General features: G+C 61.9%; 12 protein-coding genes and 1 pseudogene. 6 read left to right on the forward strand and 7 right to left on the reverse strand.

The features are described from left to right. Positions 1-77: 77 nt before the first annotated feature. On the reverse strand, positions 78-1,520 hold the full coding sequence (locus tag C9411_RS23080) for an amidase (protein WP_233221942.1): 1,443 nt from the start codon (positions 1,518-1,520) through the stop codon (positions 78-80). Positions 1,521-1,626: 106 nt separating this feature from the next. On the opposite strand from C9411_RS23080, the gene C9411_RS23085 reads away from it, so the two are divergent. Then, the gene (locus C9411_RS23085) at positions 1,627-2,532 is read left to right on the forward strand and encodes a LysR family transcriptional regulator (RefSeq protein WP_033649404.1); all 906 of its coding nucleotides are present in this window, start codon (positions 1,627-1,629) and stop codon (positions 2,530-2,532) included. Here the strand turns inward: C9411_RS23085 and C9411_RS23090 are convergent. Next, the gene (locus C9411_RS23090; RefSeq protein ID WP_063991759.1) at positions 2,527-2,931 is read right to left on the reverse strand and encodes an ASCH domain-containing protein; all 405 of its coding nucleotides are present in this window, start codon (positions 2,929-2,931) and stop codon (positions 2,527-2,529) included. The two genes, C9411_RS23085 and C9411_RS23090, sit on opposite strands and share 6 nt — an antisense overlap. Before the next feature lie 135 nt (positions 2,932-3,066). On the opposite strand from C9411_RS23090, the gene C9411_RS23095 reads away from it, so the two are divergent. Continuing rightward, positions 3,067-3,909 carry a 23S rRNA (adenine(2030)-N(6))-methyltransferase RlmJ gene (locus C9411_RS23095; RefSeq protein ID WP_063991760.1) on the forward strand — a complete coding sequence of 281 codons (843 nt, stop codon included), beginning with the start codon at positions 3,067-3,069 and terminating at the stop codon, positions 3,907-3,909. 130 nt (positions 3,910-4,039) lie between these two features. Beyond that, positions 4,040-5,392, forward strand: a complete 1,353-nt coding sequence (gene gorA / locus C9411_RS23100; protein ID WP_063991761.1) for a glutathione-disulfide reductase — start codon at positions 4,040-4,042, stop codon at positions 5,390-5,392. Positions 5,393-5,469: 77 nt separating this feature from the next. On the opposite strand, the gene C9411_RS23105 is transcribed toward gorA, so the two are convergent. From C9411_RS23105 to C9411_RS23115, 3 genes are all read right to left on the reverse strand, one after another. Then, on the reverse strand, positions 5,470-5,988 hold the full coding sequence (locus C9411_RS23105) for a DinB family protein (protein ID WP_107228002.1): 519 nt from the start codon (positions 5,986-5,988) through the stop codon (positions 5,470-5,472). A 66-nt stretch (positions 5,989-6,054) separates the two neighbouring features. After that, a complete protein-coding gene (locus tag C9411_RS23110; protein ID WP_063991763.1) occupies positions 6,055-6,906 on the reverse strand; it encodes a PhzF family phenazine biosynthesis protein in 852 nt (283 codons plus the stop codon). A gap of 36 nt (positions 6,907-6,942) precedes the next feature. After that, positions 6,943-7,572 carry a LysE family translocator gene (locus C9411_RS23115; RefSeq protein WP_107228003.1) on the reverse strand — a complete coding sequence of 210 codons (630 nt, stop codon included), beginning with the start codon at positions 7,570-7,572 and terminating at the stop codon, positions 6,943-6,945. A 137-nt stretch (positions 7,573-7,709) separates the two neighbouring features. On the opposite strand from C9411_RS23115, the gene C9411_RS23120 reads away from it, so the two are divergent. From C9411_RS23120 to C9411_RS23130, 3 genes are all read left to right on the forward strand, one after another. Beyond that, entirely contained in the window at positions 7,710-9,059 is a 1,350-nt protein-coding gene (locus C9411_RS23120) for a PLP-dependent aminotransferase family protein (protein ID WP_107228004.1), read from the forward strand. Positions 9,060-9,220: 161 nt separating this feature from the next. Next, on the forward strand, positions 9,221-9,715 hold the full coding sequence (locus C9411_RS23125; RefSeq protein ID WP_033631849.1) for a molybdopterin-dependent oxidoreductase: 495 nt from the start codon (positions 9,221-9,223) through the stop codon (positions 9,713-9,715). Next, a complete protein-coding gene (locus C9411_RS23130) occupies positions 9,712-11,496 on the forward strand; it encodes an ATP-binding protein (RefSeq protein WP_107228005.1) in 1,785 nt (594 codons plus the stop codon). The genes C9411_RS23125 and C9411_RS23130 overlap by 4 nt, the downstream gene beginning before the upstream one ends. Here the strand turns inward: C9411_RS23130 and C9411_RS23135 are convergent. Both C9411_RS23135 and C9411_RS23140 read right to left on the reverse strand, forming a co-directional pair. After that, a complete protein-coding gene (locus C9411_RS23135) occupies positions 11,486-12,337 on the reverse strand; it encodes a helix-turn-helix domain-containing protein (RefSeq protein WP_063991767.1) in 852 nt (283 codons plus the stop codon). The genes C9411_RS23130 and C9411_RS23135 overlap by 11 nt on opposite strands. Positions 12,338-12,792: 455 nt before the next feature. Then, positions 12,793-15,819, reverse strand: a pseudogene (locus C9411_RS23140) (autotransporter outer membrane beta-barrel domain-containing protein). Between the last annotated feature and the right edge of the window lie 118 nt (positions 15,820-15,937).

Raw genomic sequence — 15,937 nt, forward strand, 5'->3', positions numbered from 1 at the left:
GGGTGCAGCGTCGAGCCGACGGCCCGCCATCAAACACCTCTCGGCAACATAGCGGATATTTTGCTTTTTTACCGCTATTAAACGGCATTCCCCGCCCAAATCGCCGGACGCCGCCCATGCCAGGGCGCGGCGCGTTCCAGCTGTCCGGCCAGCTGCAACAACCGATCCTCACGGCCAAAACCGGCGACAAACTGCATGCCTATCGGCAGGTTATGCTGCGCATCCTGGGCCAACGGCACCGACATCGCCGGTACGCCGGCGACGTTAAATACCGGGGTGAACGGTGAATGATCGAACAAATGCGCCGTCCATTCCAGCCCGTCCATATTCGCCGCATTCGCGCCATAACGGCCAAGCCGCCAGGGCAGGTCGGGTAGCGTCGGCGTCAGCAGCAGGTCGTATTGCTGGAAATAGGCGCCGACTGCGCGAGTCACCCGGTTGCGTACCTCGAGCGCACGCACCATATCCACCGCCCTGGCCGCCTGGCCGTAGCGATAGCAGGCCAGCGTTTCCGGCTCCAGCGTCTCGCTTGAAATAGCCCGTCCGCTCGCTTGGCTCAGACCATCGACCCAGCCAACCAGATTGGCGCACCAAATTTGCGCATTGGCGAACACCAACTCTTGCCAACTGACGCCGATCGCCATTTCCGTTTCGCTGACCTGATGCCCCAACGCCGCCAATAACACCGCCGTTTCCGCCGTGGCGCCGGCGATGTTCGACTCGGTTTTTCCGCCGTTCCACGCCTCGGTCATCATGCCGATGCGCAGCCTGCCCGGTTGCCGCGTCACCTGCGATAACCAGCTGTGCGCCGGCGGCGCCGTGTAATACGGCTCGCCAACGTGAGGACGCTGCATCGCATCCAGCAACGCGGCGCTGTCACGCACCGTGCGGCTGAGCCCCAGCTGGACGCCAAAGCCGTTGAAGACCTCATCCATCACCGGGCCATGCGGCACCCGACCGCGCGTAGGCTTGAGACCAAATACCCCGTTTGACGAAGCCGGTACGCGAATCGAGCCGGCGGCGTCGGTGGCGTGAGCGATGGGCACCATACCGGCGGCAACCGCCGCACCGGCGCCACCGCTGGATCCACCGGCGCTGAAATCCAGGTTCCAGGGGTTGCGCGTTGCACCGTAAAGCACGGCCTCGGTGGTGGTGCTGAACGCCATTTCCGGCATGCTGGTGCGGCCAAAGGTCACCAGCCCGGCCCGGCGGATATTGCTCATCAGATGGCTGTCGGCGGCGGCGACGCTGCCCTGCGCCAACCGGCTGCCCAGCTCAACGCGCTTGCCTGCCATGCTGATGGCGATGTCCTTGATCAGGAAAGGCACGCCCGACAAAGGCCCGTCGTCTTGTTCCGGCGGCTGCTCCCAGTGTTCCACCACCGCGTTAATCGCCGGGTTCACCGCCTCGACGGCGGCCCGCGCCGCCTGTTGCAGCGCCGCTGCGCTGACCTCGCCACGCCGCACCAATTCGGCCAATCCCAGCGCATCGTAGCTCACGTATTCGCTCAATTTCATCATCGTCCCCCTCTCCGTTGCGGTTTCACCGGTCTGTTCCGGCGTCCGTTCCACGGTAGGGAGATCGGCGCTATAGTTGAAATTGATAGATTTAATTCGGGGAATAGTTATCAACAATTTAAAGCGGCTCGATCTCAATCTTTTGGTCACATTGGAAGCGTTGCTCAGCGAGCGCAGCGTGACGCGGGCGGCGGCGCGCCTCAATCTCAGCCAGCCTTCGGTCAGCATTCAGCTTGCCAAGCTGCGTGAGATCTACCGTGACCCGCTGCTGCTGCCGAACCCGCGCGGCATGCTGCCGACGGCGCGCGCGCTCGGCCTGTTGGCACCGCTGCGCCAAACGCTGGCCGATGTGGGCCGCCTGGTCGCGCCGGAGCAGCCCTTTGATCCGCGGCAGGCGGAAGTCACCTGGCAGCTGGCCGCCGCCGATGCCGCTGAATACGCAATTTTGCTGCCGATGCTGCCCCGTCTGCGGCTGGCGGCGCCGAAATCCCGTCTGGCGATCCGCGAAGCGGCGCCCAAACGCATGAGCCGCGATTTGGCGGACGGGGTGATCGATCTCGGTTTTCTGAGCCGGGAAGAAGCGCCGGCGGAGCTGCGCCATCGGCCGCTGTTTCACGAGAACTACCTGCTGGTCGGCCGCCGGGATCACCCGCTGTTGCAACGGCCGCCCTCACTCGAACAGTTCTGCCAGCTTGAGTTTGTGATGGTTTCGCAAGATGGCGGCGGTTTTCGTACCCAGATCGATACGCTGCTGGCAGCACAGGGGTTAACCCGACGGGTCGTAATGTCGGTGCCGCACTTCCTGTTTATTCCCGCGTTGCTGGCGAAGTCCGATATGGTCGCCATGCTGCCTTCGCGCATGCTGGGGGAACTGTTGGGGGAATTGCGCACCTGCGCGGCTCCGCTGGAGATGCCGGGTTACGACATGGTGATGGTATGGCATGAACGCTCCCATCTCGACCCGGCCCACAGCTGGCTGCGCGAGCAGGTGGTGGCCGCGCTGGGGCCGCTATAAAATCTCCACCAGCGCAAACTCTTCGAACACCAGCCACATGTCCGGCGCAAAAGTGCCCTCGCGGGTAAAGAACGCCTGATGCCCCTCGCGCCAAAACGCCAGGCTTTTGTCGCCTTCGCCCTCTTTGGCTGCCATCTCGGCGGTCACCTGGTCGTAGCGCACCAGGCGCAGCGCCAGGGTTTTGATCACGCAGGCCGGTTGGCCGCGGCCGTCGAGAATAATGCTATCGTCGCCGATCATCGGCGCTTGCTCCCGGCGATAGCTCGCATAGGAGCTGCAGGTGGCGGTCTTTTCCCCGCTCAGCACCAACTGCAACAGTTCGTCGGCCAACTCGGGGCCGTCGCCGAACGCCCAGCGCGCCGCGTCGGGGTAGTTCGCCAAAATCGCCTGTTTGCTCATCGTCCTGTCCCTTTCTGTGAACGTCTGCGGCAACGGAGTCCGGTTTTTCCCGGCCAGACAGTTTATACTGTGCAGATTATAAGCCTTATTGCATTGAATGCTCCGTCTGCGGAGCACAAGGAACCGCCACCCGTCATGTTAAGTTATCGCCACAGTTTCCACGCCGGCAACCACGCCGACGTGCTCAAGCACACCGTTCAGAGCCTGATCATCGAGTCGCTGAAGGAAAAAGAGAAGCCGTTCCTGTATCTGGATACCCACTCGGGGGCGGGCCGTTATCAGCTCAGCGGCGAACACGCCGAGCGCACCGGCGAATACCTGGAAGGCATCGGCTTGCTGTGGCAACGCGACGATCTGCCGGAAGAGCTGGCGGCCTACATGAGCGTAGTGCACAACTTCAACCGTTCCGGCACGCTGCGCTACTATCCCGGTTCGCCGCTGATCGCCCGCCAGCTGCTGCGCCCGCAGGACAAAATTCACCTGACCGAGCTGCACCCGAGCGACTACCCGCTGCTGCGCAGCGAATTCCAGAAAGACGAGCGCGCCAAAGTGCAGCGCGCCGACGGCTATCAGCAGCTGAAATCCCAGCTGCCGCCCCTGTCGCGCCGCGGCCTGATCCTGATGGACCCGCCGTATGAAATGAAGACCGATTACCAGGACGTGGTCAAAGGCATTCAGGAAGGCTACAAGCGTTTCGCCACCGGCACCTACGCGCTGTGGTACCCGGTGGTGATGCGCCAGCAGATCAAACGCATGCTGCGCGATCTGGAAGCCACCGGCATTCGCCGCATTCTGCAGATCGAACTGGCGGTGAAACCCGACAGCGATCAGCGCGGCATGACCGCCTCCGGCATGATCGTCATCAACCCGCCGTGGAAGCTGGAACAGCAGATGAAAAACGTGCTGCCGTGGCTGCACAAGACGTTGGTGCCGTCGGGCATCGGCCACCATCTGGTGAACTGGGTGGTACCGGAATAATCCCCAGCAGGGCGCGGTTCGCCGCGCCCTGCGTCCACCTATCGCAGCCATCGACGCAATCTTTGCGACAAACCCCGGTCAGGCGTTAAACTCTTACCCTCTTCAAATTCACAACTCATGGAAATCCCAGATGACGAAACATTACGATTATCTAGCAATTGGCGGCGGCAGCGGCGGTATCGCATCGATCAACCGGGCAGCCATGTACGGCCAAAAGTGTGCGCTGATTGAAGCCAAAGAGCTGGGCGGCACCTGTGTAAACGTGGGTTGTGTACCGAAAAAAGTCATGTGGCACGCGGCGCAGATCGCCGAGGCCATCCATCAGTACGGCCCGGACTACGGCTTCGACACCACCGTCAACGCCTTCGACTGGAAGAAGCTGGTCGCCAACCGCACCGCCTATATCGACCGCATCCACAATTCCTACGATAACGTGCTGGGCAAGAACAAGGTCGACGTGATCAAAGGCTTCGCGCGCTTCGTAGATGCGCACACCGTGGAAGTGAACGGCGAGACCATCACCGCCGACCACATCCTGATCGCCACCGGCGGCCGCCCGAGCCACCCGGCTATTCCGGGCGCGGAATACGGCATCGACTCCGACGGCTTCTTTGAGCTGGACGCCATGCCGAAGCGCGTCGCCGTAGTCGGGGCCGGCTATATCGCCGTGGAGATCGCCGGCGTGCTGAACGCGCTGGGCGCGGAAACGCACCTGTTCGTGCGCAAGCACGCGCCGCTGCGCACCTTCGATCCGATGATCGTCGAAACCCTGGTGGAAGTGATGAACACCGAAGGGCCGAGCCTGCACACCGAATCGGTGCCGAAAGCGATCGTCAAGAACGCCGACGGCAGCCTGACGCTGCAGCTGGAAAACGGCAAAGCATTCACCGTCGACTGCCTGATTTGGGCCATCGGCCGCGAACCGGCGACCGACAACCTGAACCTCGGCGTTACCGGGGTGAAGACCAACGAGCAGGGCTACATTGACGTCGATAAGTTCCAGAACACCAACGTCAAAGGCATCTACGCGGTGGGCGACAACACCGGCGCGGTAGAGCTGACCCCGGTCGCCGTGGCCGCCGGCCGCCGCCTGTCCGAGCGCCTGTTCAACAACAAGCCGGACGAACACCTGGATTACAGCAATATCGCCACCGTGGTGTTCAGCCACCCGCCGATCGGCACTATCGGCCTGACCGAGCCGGAAGCTATCGAGAAGTTCGGCGCGGACAACGTGAAGGTGTACAAATCCTCCTTCACCGCCATGTACAGCGCTGTGACGCAGCACCGCCAGCCGTGCCGCATGAAGCTGGTGTGCGCAGGTAAGGAAGAGAAGATCGTCGGCCTGCACGGCATCGGCTTCGGCATGGATGAAATCCTGCAGGGCTTCGCGGTAGCGGTGAAGATGGGCGCCACCAAGAAGGACTTCGACAACACCGTGGCCATCCACCCGACCGCGGCGGAAGAGTTCGTTACCATGCGCTGAGGCGCAACCTCGCCGGGTTCCGGCGCGTAACAGGCCAGGCGCGCAAGCGTCTGGCTTTTTTATTTATCTCGCTCGCCTCACGGCGCCCGGCGGTAATGATCGCGAAGAAACACCGGCAAATCGTTCGCCGGCGAGGCGAAGGGCACCTGATAGAGCATATCGCCGACAAAACCGCGATGATAGGTCGCGTGGTTGACGACATGCAGCACGATTTCATGGCGCGTCATGCGGCCTTCCCCCCCGCCGACGAACTCGAACTGCACCACCTGCGCCAGCGCCTCGGGTGACCAGTTGTCCACCTGTTCGATATACCAGCGGTCCATTTCCTCCACCGCACACCGCAAGTCGTCAAGCGCAGGCGTTTGCTCGGTGTTGCGCGCGAGGTAGCCATGTTTTCGACCTTGCAGATGGTGCCTGAAGATATCGTCCACCACATACACATGATTCAAGGTATGCACCATATTGCCAAAACGGGTCGGCCGCTGCCGCAAGGCTTCACCGGCCGGCAAGGACATCACGGTGTCAAAGGTCAGCGCATTCGCCCACGCTTTGTAACGTACCAGCATTTTCAAGGTATCGATGGCCGTTGCAGACATACTGCTCACTCCTTATCGGATGAAAATCGATATTCCGTTCAGTCGCACGCAGTGCGGCGACGCGTTCTACGCCGTGCCAATCCCTTGCAACCGCCCTTCGACCTGAGTGCGTGTATTGCCGCCCACCCAAATCCGGCCCCCCTCGTCGCGGGTGATATGCACGTGCCCGTTGCGCCCACGACAGCGGCCCTGAGCGGCAATATATCCGCCGCTGACCACGCCGCTTGCGAACAACCACTGGGCCAGGGAGGCATTGAGACTGCCGGTGACCGGATCTTCGACGATAGCGCCAAGATGATCGCTCAAAAAAGCGCGCACTTCGAAGGCTGCGTCACCCTCAGCATGTGGGCCGACGACGCCAATGTCCACTCTGCGCGGCCAGCTTCTCGCCGGCGTCAGGGAAAGCACCCGCTCGGCGCTGGCCAGCCGGATCCCCAGCCACCCCGGGCCATTATCGATCCAGGCGGCATCGAGCACCTCATCAGACGCGATCCCCAAAAATCGCAACGCGTCGGCTAACGTCTCTCCTGACGGCGCCCCGGAACGAATCAACGGTGGCGCGGCAAAACATAACCGCCCGCCCGCGCGACGAATGCTCACCAATCCTGCTCCGCACTCCTGGATGATCTCCGTCTCGTTGCTGGGCGCCCCTCCCATAGCGAGCCAGGCATGGCAACTGCCCAACGTCGGATGCCCGGCAAACGGCATTTCACGATCCAGCGTGAATATTCGCACCCGGTAATCCGCCTGCGGGTGCGTCGGCGGCAGTAAAAAGGCCGTCTCCGACAGGTTGAACCAACGCGTCAAGCGCTGCATGTCCTCCGTCGACAACGCTCCGGCGCCCGCGATCACCGCCAACGGATTGCCGGCGAGTGGCCCGGCGCCAAAGACATCCACCATCTGCATGCCAAAAACCATCGCTTCTCTCCTCAGGTTAACGCCGGGCGTGCGTGATTACCCCCGCGATATCAACAGCTCCAGGCCCACGCAAGCAAACAACAACGCAAGCATGCCTTCAATCCAGCGCCTCACCCGGGTATAAAACGCGATCATCGGCGCCGTTGAGAACAGCAGGGCATACCCCCCGAAAATCGTCACGCCGAGCAACGCACAACCGCCGATAATCGCCGGTAAAACACCTTCAGGCGCCCCTTGTCGCAAACCCAGCGACATGATCGCCATCCAGGACATGATGGCCTTGGGATTACCGAGATGCATCAGCACGCCCTGCCGATACAACTTCCGATAAGATCGCCCGCCATCCCCTGCCGCTATCCCTGTCGAGACGGGAGACGCCCGTAATGCGGATTGGCCGGCGCGCAGCGCCAGATACAGCATATACACGCCGCCGACGATTTTGATGGCCCGCAGCGCCTGCGCATACGTAGCCAGCACGGCGGAAAGGCCGGTCGCCGCCAGCAGTGCCCAGCACAGCGATCCGGTCACCACCCCGGCCGCCAGCGCCAGTGCGGGTGAGCGGCCGTCACGCATCGCCACGCCCATGATCGCCATGTTGCTGGGGCCCGGGCTGGCAGTAGCGAGAAGGTATGCGCCATAAACCAACGCAAGCTGACTGACATTCATGGAAAAACTCCGCTGACCCGCCTTGCGGCCGAGACGTTGTTGAAAACTCAGGGACTCTTCACCAACATAGTATGTGTTACACTTTTCACCTATTTAAATAGTGTCACGTGACACTATTCGTTTTTCGGAGCATCACCATGCGGCTTCAATCGCCCTGGCAACCTCGCCTGGCCAATGCGGAAGTCACCACCGTCGAGCGGCTGGTGCTGGCGTTAGGCGACGACATTATCGAGGGTAAACTGCAGGGTGGCGATCGTCTGCCGGCCCACCGTACGCTCGCCTGGCAATTGGAGATCGGTCTGGGCACGGTGACCAAAGCCTATGCCATCCTCGAACGACGCGGGTTGGTACGCAGCGTGAAAGGCCGCGGGATGTTCGTGGCGATTCGCCGCGCCCGTGAAAAACGCGAAATCGATCTTTCGTCCAATGCGCCGCCGGCGATGCTGACCGATCGTTTGCTGACGCGCACGCTGGCCGGTATTGCGCGGAAAATGGATGCGAACCATTTGAACATCTATGCCCCTCCGACCGGGCATCTGGAGCACCGACGTTTGTTGACCCGCTGGCTCGAAAACGTCGGCGTCACGATCGAACCGTCGAATCTGGCGCTGACCAGCAATGCCCGGCAGGCGATTTCACTGGCTTTTGACCTGGCCTGCGGGCCACGCGGGACGATACTGACGGAGAGAATCACCTATCCCGGCGCGATCGCGCTGGCCCGGCGCCAAGGCCATTGCTTGATCGGTATCGATATCGATGCGCAAGGCATGGTGCCGCAAGCGCTGTCTAGCGCGCTTGAGCGTGTTTCCTGCGGCCATACTGCGGTCTATCTGACCCCGACGCTGCATAACCCGACAACGGCCACCATGAGCGCCGAGCGCAGGCAGGCTATCATCGAGATATGCCGGCAGGCGGATGTCTGGATCATCGAGGATGGCGTGTATGCCCTGGGGCATTCAGCAGCGCCTGCGCTCGCGACATTGGCACCCGAGCGGGTGTTCCATGTCAATGGTCTGTCGAAAACGCTCGGCCCGGGGCTGCGGATCGGTATGCTGACTCTGCCGCCCGGTATGCAAAACGCGGCGGAAGAAGCCTTGCAAGATATTCCCTTCGCGCCTTCGCCACTGTCTTGCGCAGTGGTGGGGGAGTGGCTGTCCAGCGGCGCGATCGAGGCGATACCGCAAGCGTTGCGCCATGAGGCTCAGCGCAGAGTGCATCTGGCCACCTCGATATTCGACGCCGGCGAATGCGTATCGCATCCCGACGCTTATCATGTCTGGCTGCCGATGCCGCGCGAAACCGCCGAGTCTGTGGCCGCCGCCGCCGCATTGGCCAACATAAAAGTGACGCCGCCGGACACCGTGATGGTGGACCGCGACGAACGGGCAACGGGCATTCGCCTGTGCCTGGGTTCCCCTTCGTTGGACGAACTAACGGCAGGCCTGACGCAGCTGGCGCAGCTGTTGAAAGCACATCGGAACGGCTGACAAACGGAAGGGAAAGGTTACGCGCACGGGTCGTCCGGCTCAGGCCTGTTCTTTTTGTGCGGTTTACTATTCCCTTCGCACCCGCCTGCTTTTTCTGCCATTATTCTGCCTGATAAATTAGCGGGACTGATACAACCTCCCCGCGCCTCTGGAGAACACCGATGCTGTTCAAACTATGCAAAACCCTTGCGATGGCCTGTGTGGCCCTGATTATCGCCCAGAGCAGCGCGCTCAGCTTTACCCTGGAAGTGGCGGGCAAGATCGACAACGTGACCGACCCGGTCAAAAAAAGCTATCTGTTCACCGATAAGCAGCTGTTGGCGATGCCGGTGCGCAGCATCACCACCTCCACGTCCTGGACGCCGCAGAGAAAATTCGAAGGGATCTCGGTGGCCGATATCCTGGAGCGCGTCGGCGCCAAGGGCGAGACGCTGACCTTCTACGCGCTGAACGATTATTACATCGACGTGCCGCTGTCCGACGTCAAGAAATACAATATGATCCTGGCCTACAAGATGGACGGGGAGATGCTGAAGCTCAGAAACTTCGGCCCGCTGTTCCTGGTGTACCCGCGCGACGCCGCCGGGCCTGAGCTGAACTCGCCGTTGTACAATTCGCGCTTTATCTGGCAAGTCGACAGGATCGTGATCAAATGAAGCTGACGACCTTTAAGAACGGCAGCAGGCTGGCGATCCCGGCCATCTTCGCCGCGCTGTTTTTAGTGGCTTCGACCGTCACGCTCTATTACTACAGCGCCACTCTGTCGAAGAAAGGGCTGTATGCCATCGCCGGCACGCAGGAGAACTACTCGTGGTCGATCGCCAAGTTCTCCATCAAGCTGGCGGAGTTCGACACGCTGGTCGAGCAGCAAAGCCATGCCGCGCAGGTGGACAACGACAACCTGCGGCTGCGGTTCGAAATCCTCTATTCGCGCTTTTACGTGCTGGAAACCGTCTCCGAATCGACCCAGCCGCTGTACGCCGAGCCGGGTTACCCGGAAGTGGTCAAACAGATGCGCCTGCAGATGGATCGCATCGATAAGCTGCTGGACAGCCCGAAAATCGACTTCAGCCAGGTGTCCGCGGCCATGAGGGCCATCAAACCTTACGCCATCGAAATGGCCAACCTGACCGACCACGCAGAGGTGAAGCAGCGCACCGCCGCCTATGAGGATTACATCGAGAAACGGCACATCATTTTCTATGGGTTGGTGATCGTCATGTTCTCGGTGATCGCGCTGATCGCCATCACCCTGATCGTGTTCCGTCAGCAGCGGCTGACCATTCGCCAGCAGGCCAAGGCCATTGAGGCGGAGAAAGCGACACGCACCAAAAACGCCTTCCTCGGCGCCATCGGCCACGAACTGCGCACCTCATTGCAGAGCGTGATGTCGGCCATCGACGTGCTGGTGAACACCCGGGTGTCGGCGGAGCATGCGGACACTTTCCAGCGGCTGGAGACCGCCGCGCAGCAAATCGAAAGCCAGATGAAGGATCTGACCGACTACGCGCACCTCGACAGCGGCATGATGGAATTGCGCATCGTGCCGTTCGACGCGCAGAAGCTGATCGCGGAAACCGCCAACGAAATCGCCACCCTGACCCGCAAAGAACAGGTCAAACTGAGCTGCGAAGTGGAATGCAGCCACCTGTTGGTGCACTCCGATCCGCTGCGCATCCGGCAGATTATCGTCAACCTGCTGACCAACGCCTACAAATACACCGAAAGCGGCAGCATTACGCTGCACAGCTGCCTGCGCCGCCAGCCGGGCGGCAATTCGTTGATTATCGAAGTGACCGACACCGGCATCGGTATCGAAAAAGACCAGCTCGATCAGATCTTCAAACCCTTTACCCAGTTGGATCAGTCGCATACTAAACAGTATGCCGGCGTCGGGATGGGGCTGGCGATCGTGCACGGCCTGGTGACGCTGCTCAACGGCACCATCACGGTATACAGCGAAATCAAGAAAGGCAGCACCTTTATCGTCAGCATTCCGGTGCAGATCAGTGAAGACGAACGTGCCGACGAGCCCGCCGCCGCCAATGCCTCTCTGCAGCAGAAGCCGCAGCAGGTGCTGGTGGTGGATGACAACAAGTCGGTGGGTGACGCCTTTGCGGCGCTATTGGACAAGCTGGGCTATCAGCACGAACTGTGCGACTCGCCGGAACGTGCGCTGCAGAAGCTGCTCAGACGCCCTTACGACGCGCTGTTGCTGGATCTGCAGATGCCGGGCATCGACGGGGCCGCCCTGGCCAGGCAGCTGCGCAACCGTCGCGGCCCCAACCGCCATGTGCCGATCATCGGCATCAGCGCCTATACGCCTGAGCAGCTGACGGCGGACCAGCGCGCCCTGTTCGACAACTACCTGATGAAGCCGGTCCGGCTGGATGCGCTGTCGAGCGCGCTGGCCGAGGTGTTCCCCGCTAAAGATTAAAACAGCGTTGCAGTGCGGCTTCGATCACATGGAGCCGCACCGGCTTTTCATAAGGGCCGAGCACGTCGTACTCGCGCATCGCCTGAGCGATCTCCGACTCACGTCGGTCGGTCCCCAGCTCGCCGGTCAGCACCAGTACCGGCGCGTCCGGGTTGTCAGAGGCGCGGATGGTGGCGATACAGCGATCCGCCGTTTCCTCACCGATCAGCCAGTCCACCACGTAGCCGTCGAACAGGCTTTGCTGCAACGCCTGACAGAAACTGTCGACGTCGTAAAACGCCACCGCGTTGAAGCCGCAGCCGCCGAGATACTTGGCCAGCTCATCGGCCGCCTGATGCGAATCGTCCAATACCGCGATGCTCAGCCGCTCGTCGTCACCGAAGCCGGGCCGGATTTCGATCAGATCGACGCCGTAACGCGGGCCTGCCGGCGCCTCATCGGCGCGATAGATATGCCACTGCCCTTCCACGCGCAGCGCCACAAATTCCGCCGGCCGCCCGGCAGGAAGCTCGTCGCTGACGTGCCCGACGCAAGGTATCGCCACACCCGCCACGAAAAAGATGGCATCGCGCGCCATGTTTGGCTCGGTGGGTTCGTGTTCGGCGCTCAAATCGGCGATCGCCGCCGGCGTTTCTCCCAACGCGGCCGCGACGCTGTTGATCTGTTCCAGCGTCCAGGGGCTTTGCCCTTTCAGTTTGCGGTGCGCATGTGAAAAACTCAGATCCAAGATGCGGCTGAGTTCGCGAGCATGCTGACGTTTTCCAATTCCGTAATGTAAAAACAGCTCCCTGACCCGATTGGCAATCGACTGTGAATCGAATTTTTGGTGATTGTTATCCATTTGTTCCTTCGATTTTTTTTACTGATTTATCAGTCGTTTTGATTATTTCCGCTGAAAAAGCCACATCAAAAACTAGCATCTCATGCAATTATGCGTTAAAAACGTTGCTTGACATACCATGTTGCATCGTCAAACATGGTATCAAAAGAGACATACAGCAATACACTATAAAAAATAACACCAGCACGTTTTTTAATAATAACCATAGTAACACCAGGGAAAATTTGTTCCGTTGCCGCTACTGAGACGATGAGCACATCGCTCGGACTGCGCAAATCAAACGGGGCTTGAGCCTTTAGCGCTAATCTGTTTTACCCACTTTTAAGCCGGGATCCGTCAGGGTCCCGGTTTTTTATTGCCCTGGCGCCGCGCCATCATACGGACTCACCCCGCAGCCGCAAATAAAAACGGAGCCGGCATGCCGGCTCCGTTGTCCTTGAGATTGCCGCTGAAGGTCAGAAGCGCCAGGTGAAGCCGGCGTTGACGCTGTTGTCCTGGTGGTGCTGCGACAGCAGCCCGCCGTAGCCCAGCGACAGCATGGCGTTCTCATTCACCGCCACTTCCGCTCCCGCCTTCAGCACCATCCCGTCGCGCGAGACCGGTACGCTGTCCACCACGAACGGCGCATTGCCGCCGTTGAACCGCAGCCCGGTGCCTCGCTCCAGACCGCCGTACTGATGCTGCCACCCCAGCTCGCTGCGCAGCGCCACCGTCGTGCCCGGGCTCACCTGCCAGGCGGTGTCCGCACGCAGGCCCAGCGTCGACACCGTCGCATCCGTGTGCTGCTTGTCGCCGCGCAATGCCGCCGCGCCGCCACTTTCCGCGATGCCGTTGTTCTCGAAGTTCACGTACGCCAGGTTCACGAACGGCTCCAGGTTCAGCCACTCACCCTGCACGCTGTAGCCCGCTTCCGCGAACAGCTGCTCGGTGCGCGCGCTGTACTTCGCCGTGTCGCGGTCCGACTGCATCCCGTAGTTCACCGACCGTTTGGTGTCGATGCGATGCCAGGTGTAGCCCGCCCCGCCGCGCAGCGCCAGCGCCCCGAACTGCTTGTCGCCGTACGCCGCCAGGTGGTAGTTGTCGCTGTCCGCCTTCGACCCGTACCCGCCGTGCAGCGAGGTGCGGGTGTAGCCGGTCGCCACCCCCAGCCGCCAGTCGTCCGCCGCCGCCGAGTCCAGCCCCACCAGCACCCCGTAGGTCGAGGCCTAATAACCCGTGGCGTTGGCGTCGCCCGACGCGTGGTCCCACGCCCCCAGCAGCTGCGCCCAGGCCCCGCCCTCGTCCGCCTTGATGGCCGACGAGCTCGCCAGCCCTTCCGCCTGACGCAGACGCCCGTTCAGCGCCTCACGCAGGTAGCGGCTGTCGTTCACCAGCGCCGACGCGATATCCGCATGGATTTGCCCGGACAGCTGACGGAACGCCTGCCGCGCCTCGCCCGCCGTGCCGCTGTTGAGCAGGCTTTCGTACACCGGGTTGCCCGCCGCCAGCGCATCCGCCGCCGCCGCCACCGCCCGCTCGTTCGCCGTCTGCGCCACGCTGGCGAAGCTGGTGCCATTGCGCCCGACGCTCAGCGTCACCCCGGCCGGCTGGTAGCTCAGCCCGGTGCCGAGGAACAGGTAGTTCGGCGCCACCGCGTCAAACTGCCCGCTCACCCCCTGCTGCGCGCTCAGGATGGTGTACTGCTGGCCCAGCAGGCTGCGCACTTCGCTTTGCGTCAGCAGGTTGGGGCTGTTCTCCAGCGTCACCGCCACCTCGCCGCCGCCGATCGTCGCCGATCCGCTGCTCTGGATCCGATCGCTCTGGCCATTCGCCCCCACTTCCACCGCGTAGCGCGACCCCGGTTCGAAGCTGACGTTGCCCGCCACATTCAGGGTGCCGATCGAGTTGCCCGGCGCCATGGTGCCGCCCTGACGGGCGGCCAGCGAACCGACCGTGCCGCTGCCGCCGACGATGCCGCCGTTCTGCACGCTGACGGCCGAGGTGACCGAGCCGTTGACTGCCAACCGCCCCTGATTGACCAGCGTCGGGCCGGCATAGGTGTTGGCGCCGGTCATGACCAGCGTGCCCATCCCTTCTTTGGTGAGGCCGCCGTGGCCAGAGATGTTGTTGGAGTAAACTTCCAGCTCGCAGCTGATGTCGTCACACTTCCTGGCGTGCAGCGTGCCGGCATCCACCTCGGCACCCAGGCCCGGAATATTGGCGACAAACTGGGTCGAGCCGTAGGCCACGCCCGTCGGATCCGGGATGCGGAACTCCGCAGGAATATCGTCGACGGTATAGAACATGCCCGGACCGTTGATGGCCTTGCCCAGGTTAATCATCCCCCAGCCGTAGAGCGCGTCGATGCCCGGCGCGCCCATGTCGGTGGCGGTGGTTTTCAGCACGTCGGCAATCTGCGCCGAGCTCATGTACGGGAAGCGCTGCAGCAACACCGCCACCGCGCCGGTGACGTGCGGCGTCGCCATCGAGGTGCCGTTTTTATTGCCGTAGTCCGACACCAGGTTGGCCGGATCGGAACCGTTGGCCACGGTGCTGTAGATTTTGCTGCCCGGCGACGAGACGCAGAAGCTGGCGGTATAGCCGCAGCGGGAAGAGAAGCTGCTGATGGTGTAAGGCACGCTGTTGGTCGATGCCGCATCCTGCGCCACGCTGGCGACCGATAGCCAATTCGGCGCAATGTCCGGCACGAAGTAGGCCAGCCCACTGATCACATCCGGCTGGTTGTAGTTGCCGTCGTTCCCGGCGGCGAACAGCACCAGAATATTTTTGCGCGCCGCGTCGATAGCGCCCTGATAGCCTGCGCCGGCCAGGCTGCCGAGCAGCGGTTTGACCTGATCGAATTGTTCCTGCGCATCCTTCAGCTCAAAGTGCAGCGCGTTAGGATCGCGGCCGCCATCGGACAGAAAGTCGGGAATACTGACGCCCCAGCTGTTGTTGATCACCCGCACGCCGCTGTTGATCATCGCCTGCCAGCCGGCATTGGTGACGGCGCCGTCCAGGCCGAGGAATTCGCCGTAGGCCGGGCCGTCGTTGTCGTTATCGACACTGATCACCTGCGAATCGAAGGCCACGCCGTGCATCCCGACGCCGTCGCGGTTGGCGGCGCTGATGCCCGCAACGTGCACCCCGTGATTGCTCAGCATGCCCTGTGAGCCGCTGTAGAAGTGGAAGGTGCCGTCGAAGTAAAAGCGGTCACCGGCGTTAATGCCCGGCCGGTGCGGATCGGTGTAGGCGCGATAGCCTTCGGTGACCACGTTGATCAGTTTGCCGTCGCCGGCGAACTCGGGATGGCGGTTGACCGGGGTATCGAAAATGCCCACCTTCTGCCCTTTGCCGGTATAGCCGGCGGCATAGGCCTCATCGGCGTGGATCGCCCCCAGCCCCCAGTTGGCGTTGAATTCGGCGTTGCGCCAGCTGGCCGGATCGCCGGCTTGACCGTTCACCTCGTGCGGCGCCGCCTGCGCATACCCCGCCAGCGCCATGCAGCAGACCAGCGCGTTCAGCCGCCACGGCGAGCGACGAGCGTTTCCTTTGTTATCAAAACCCATTGTTGTTGTCATTTCCTTACCTTTTGCTTGTTATTGGCCGACGCCCCAGGTG

It is taken from the genome of Serratia sp. Nf2 (genome assembly GCF_003028435.1).
Classification (GTDB): domain Bacteria; phylum Pseudomonadota; class Gammaproteobacteria; order Enterobacterales; family Enterobacteriaceae; genus Serratia; species Serratia marcescens_L.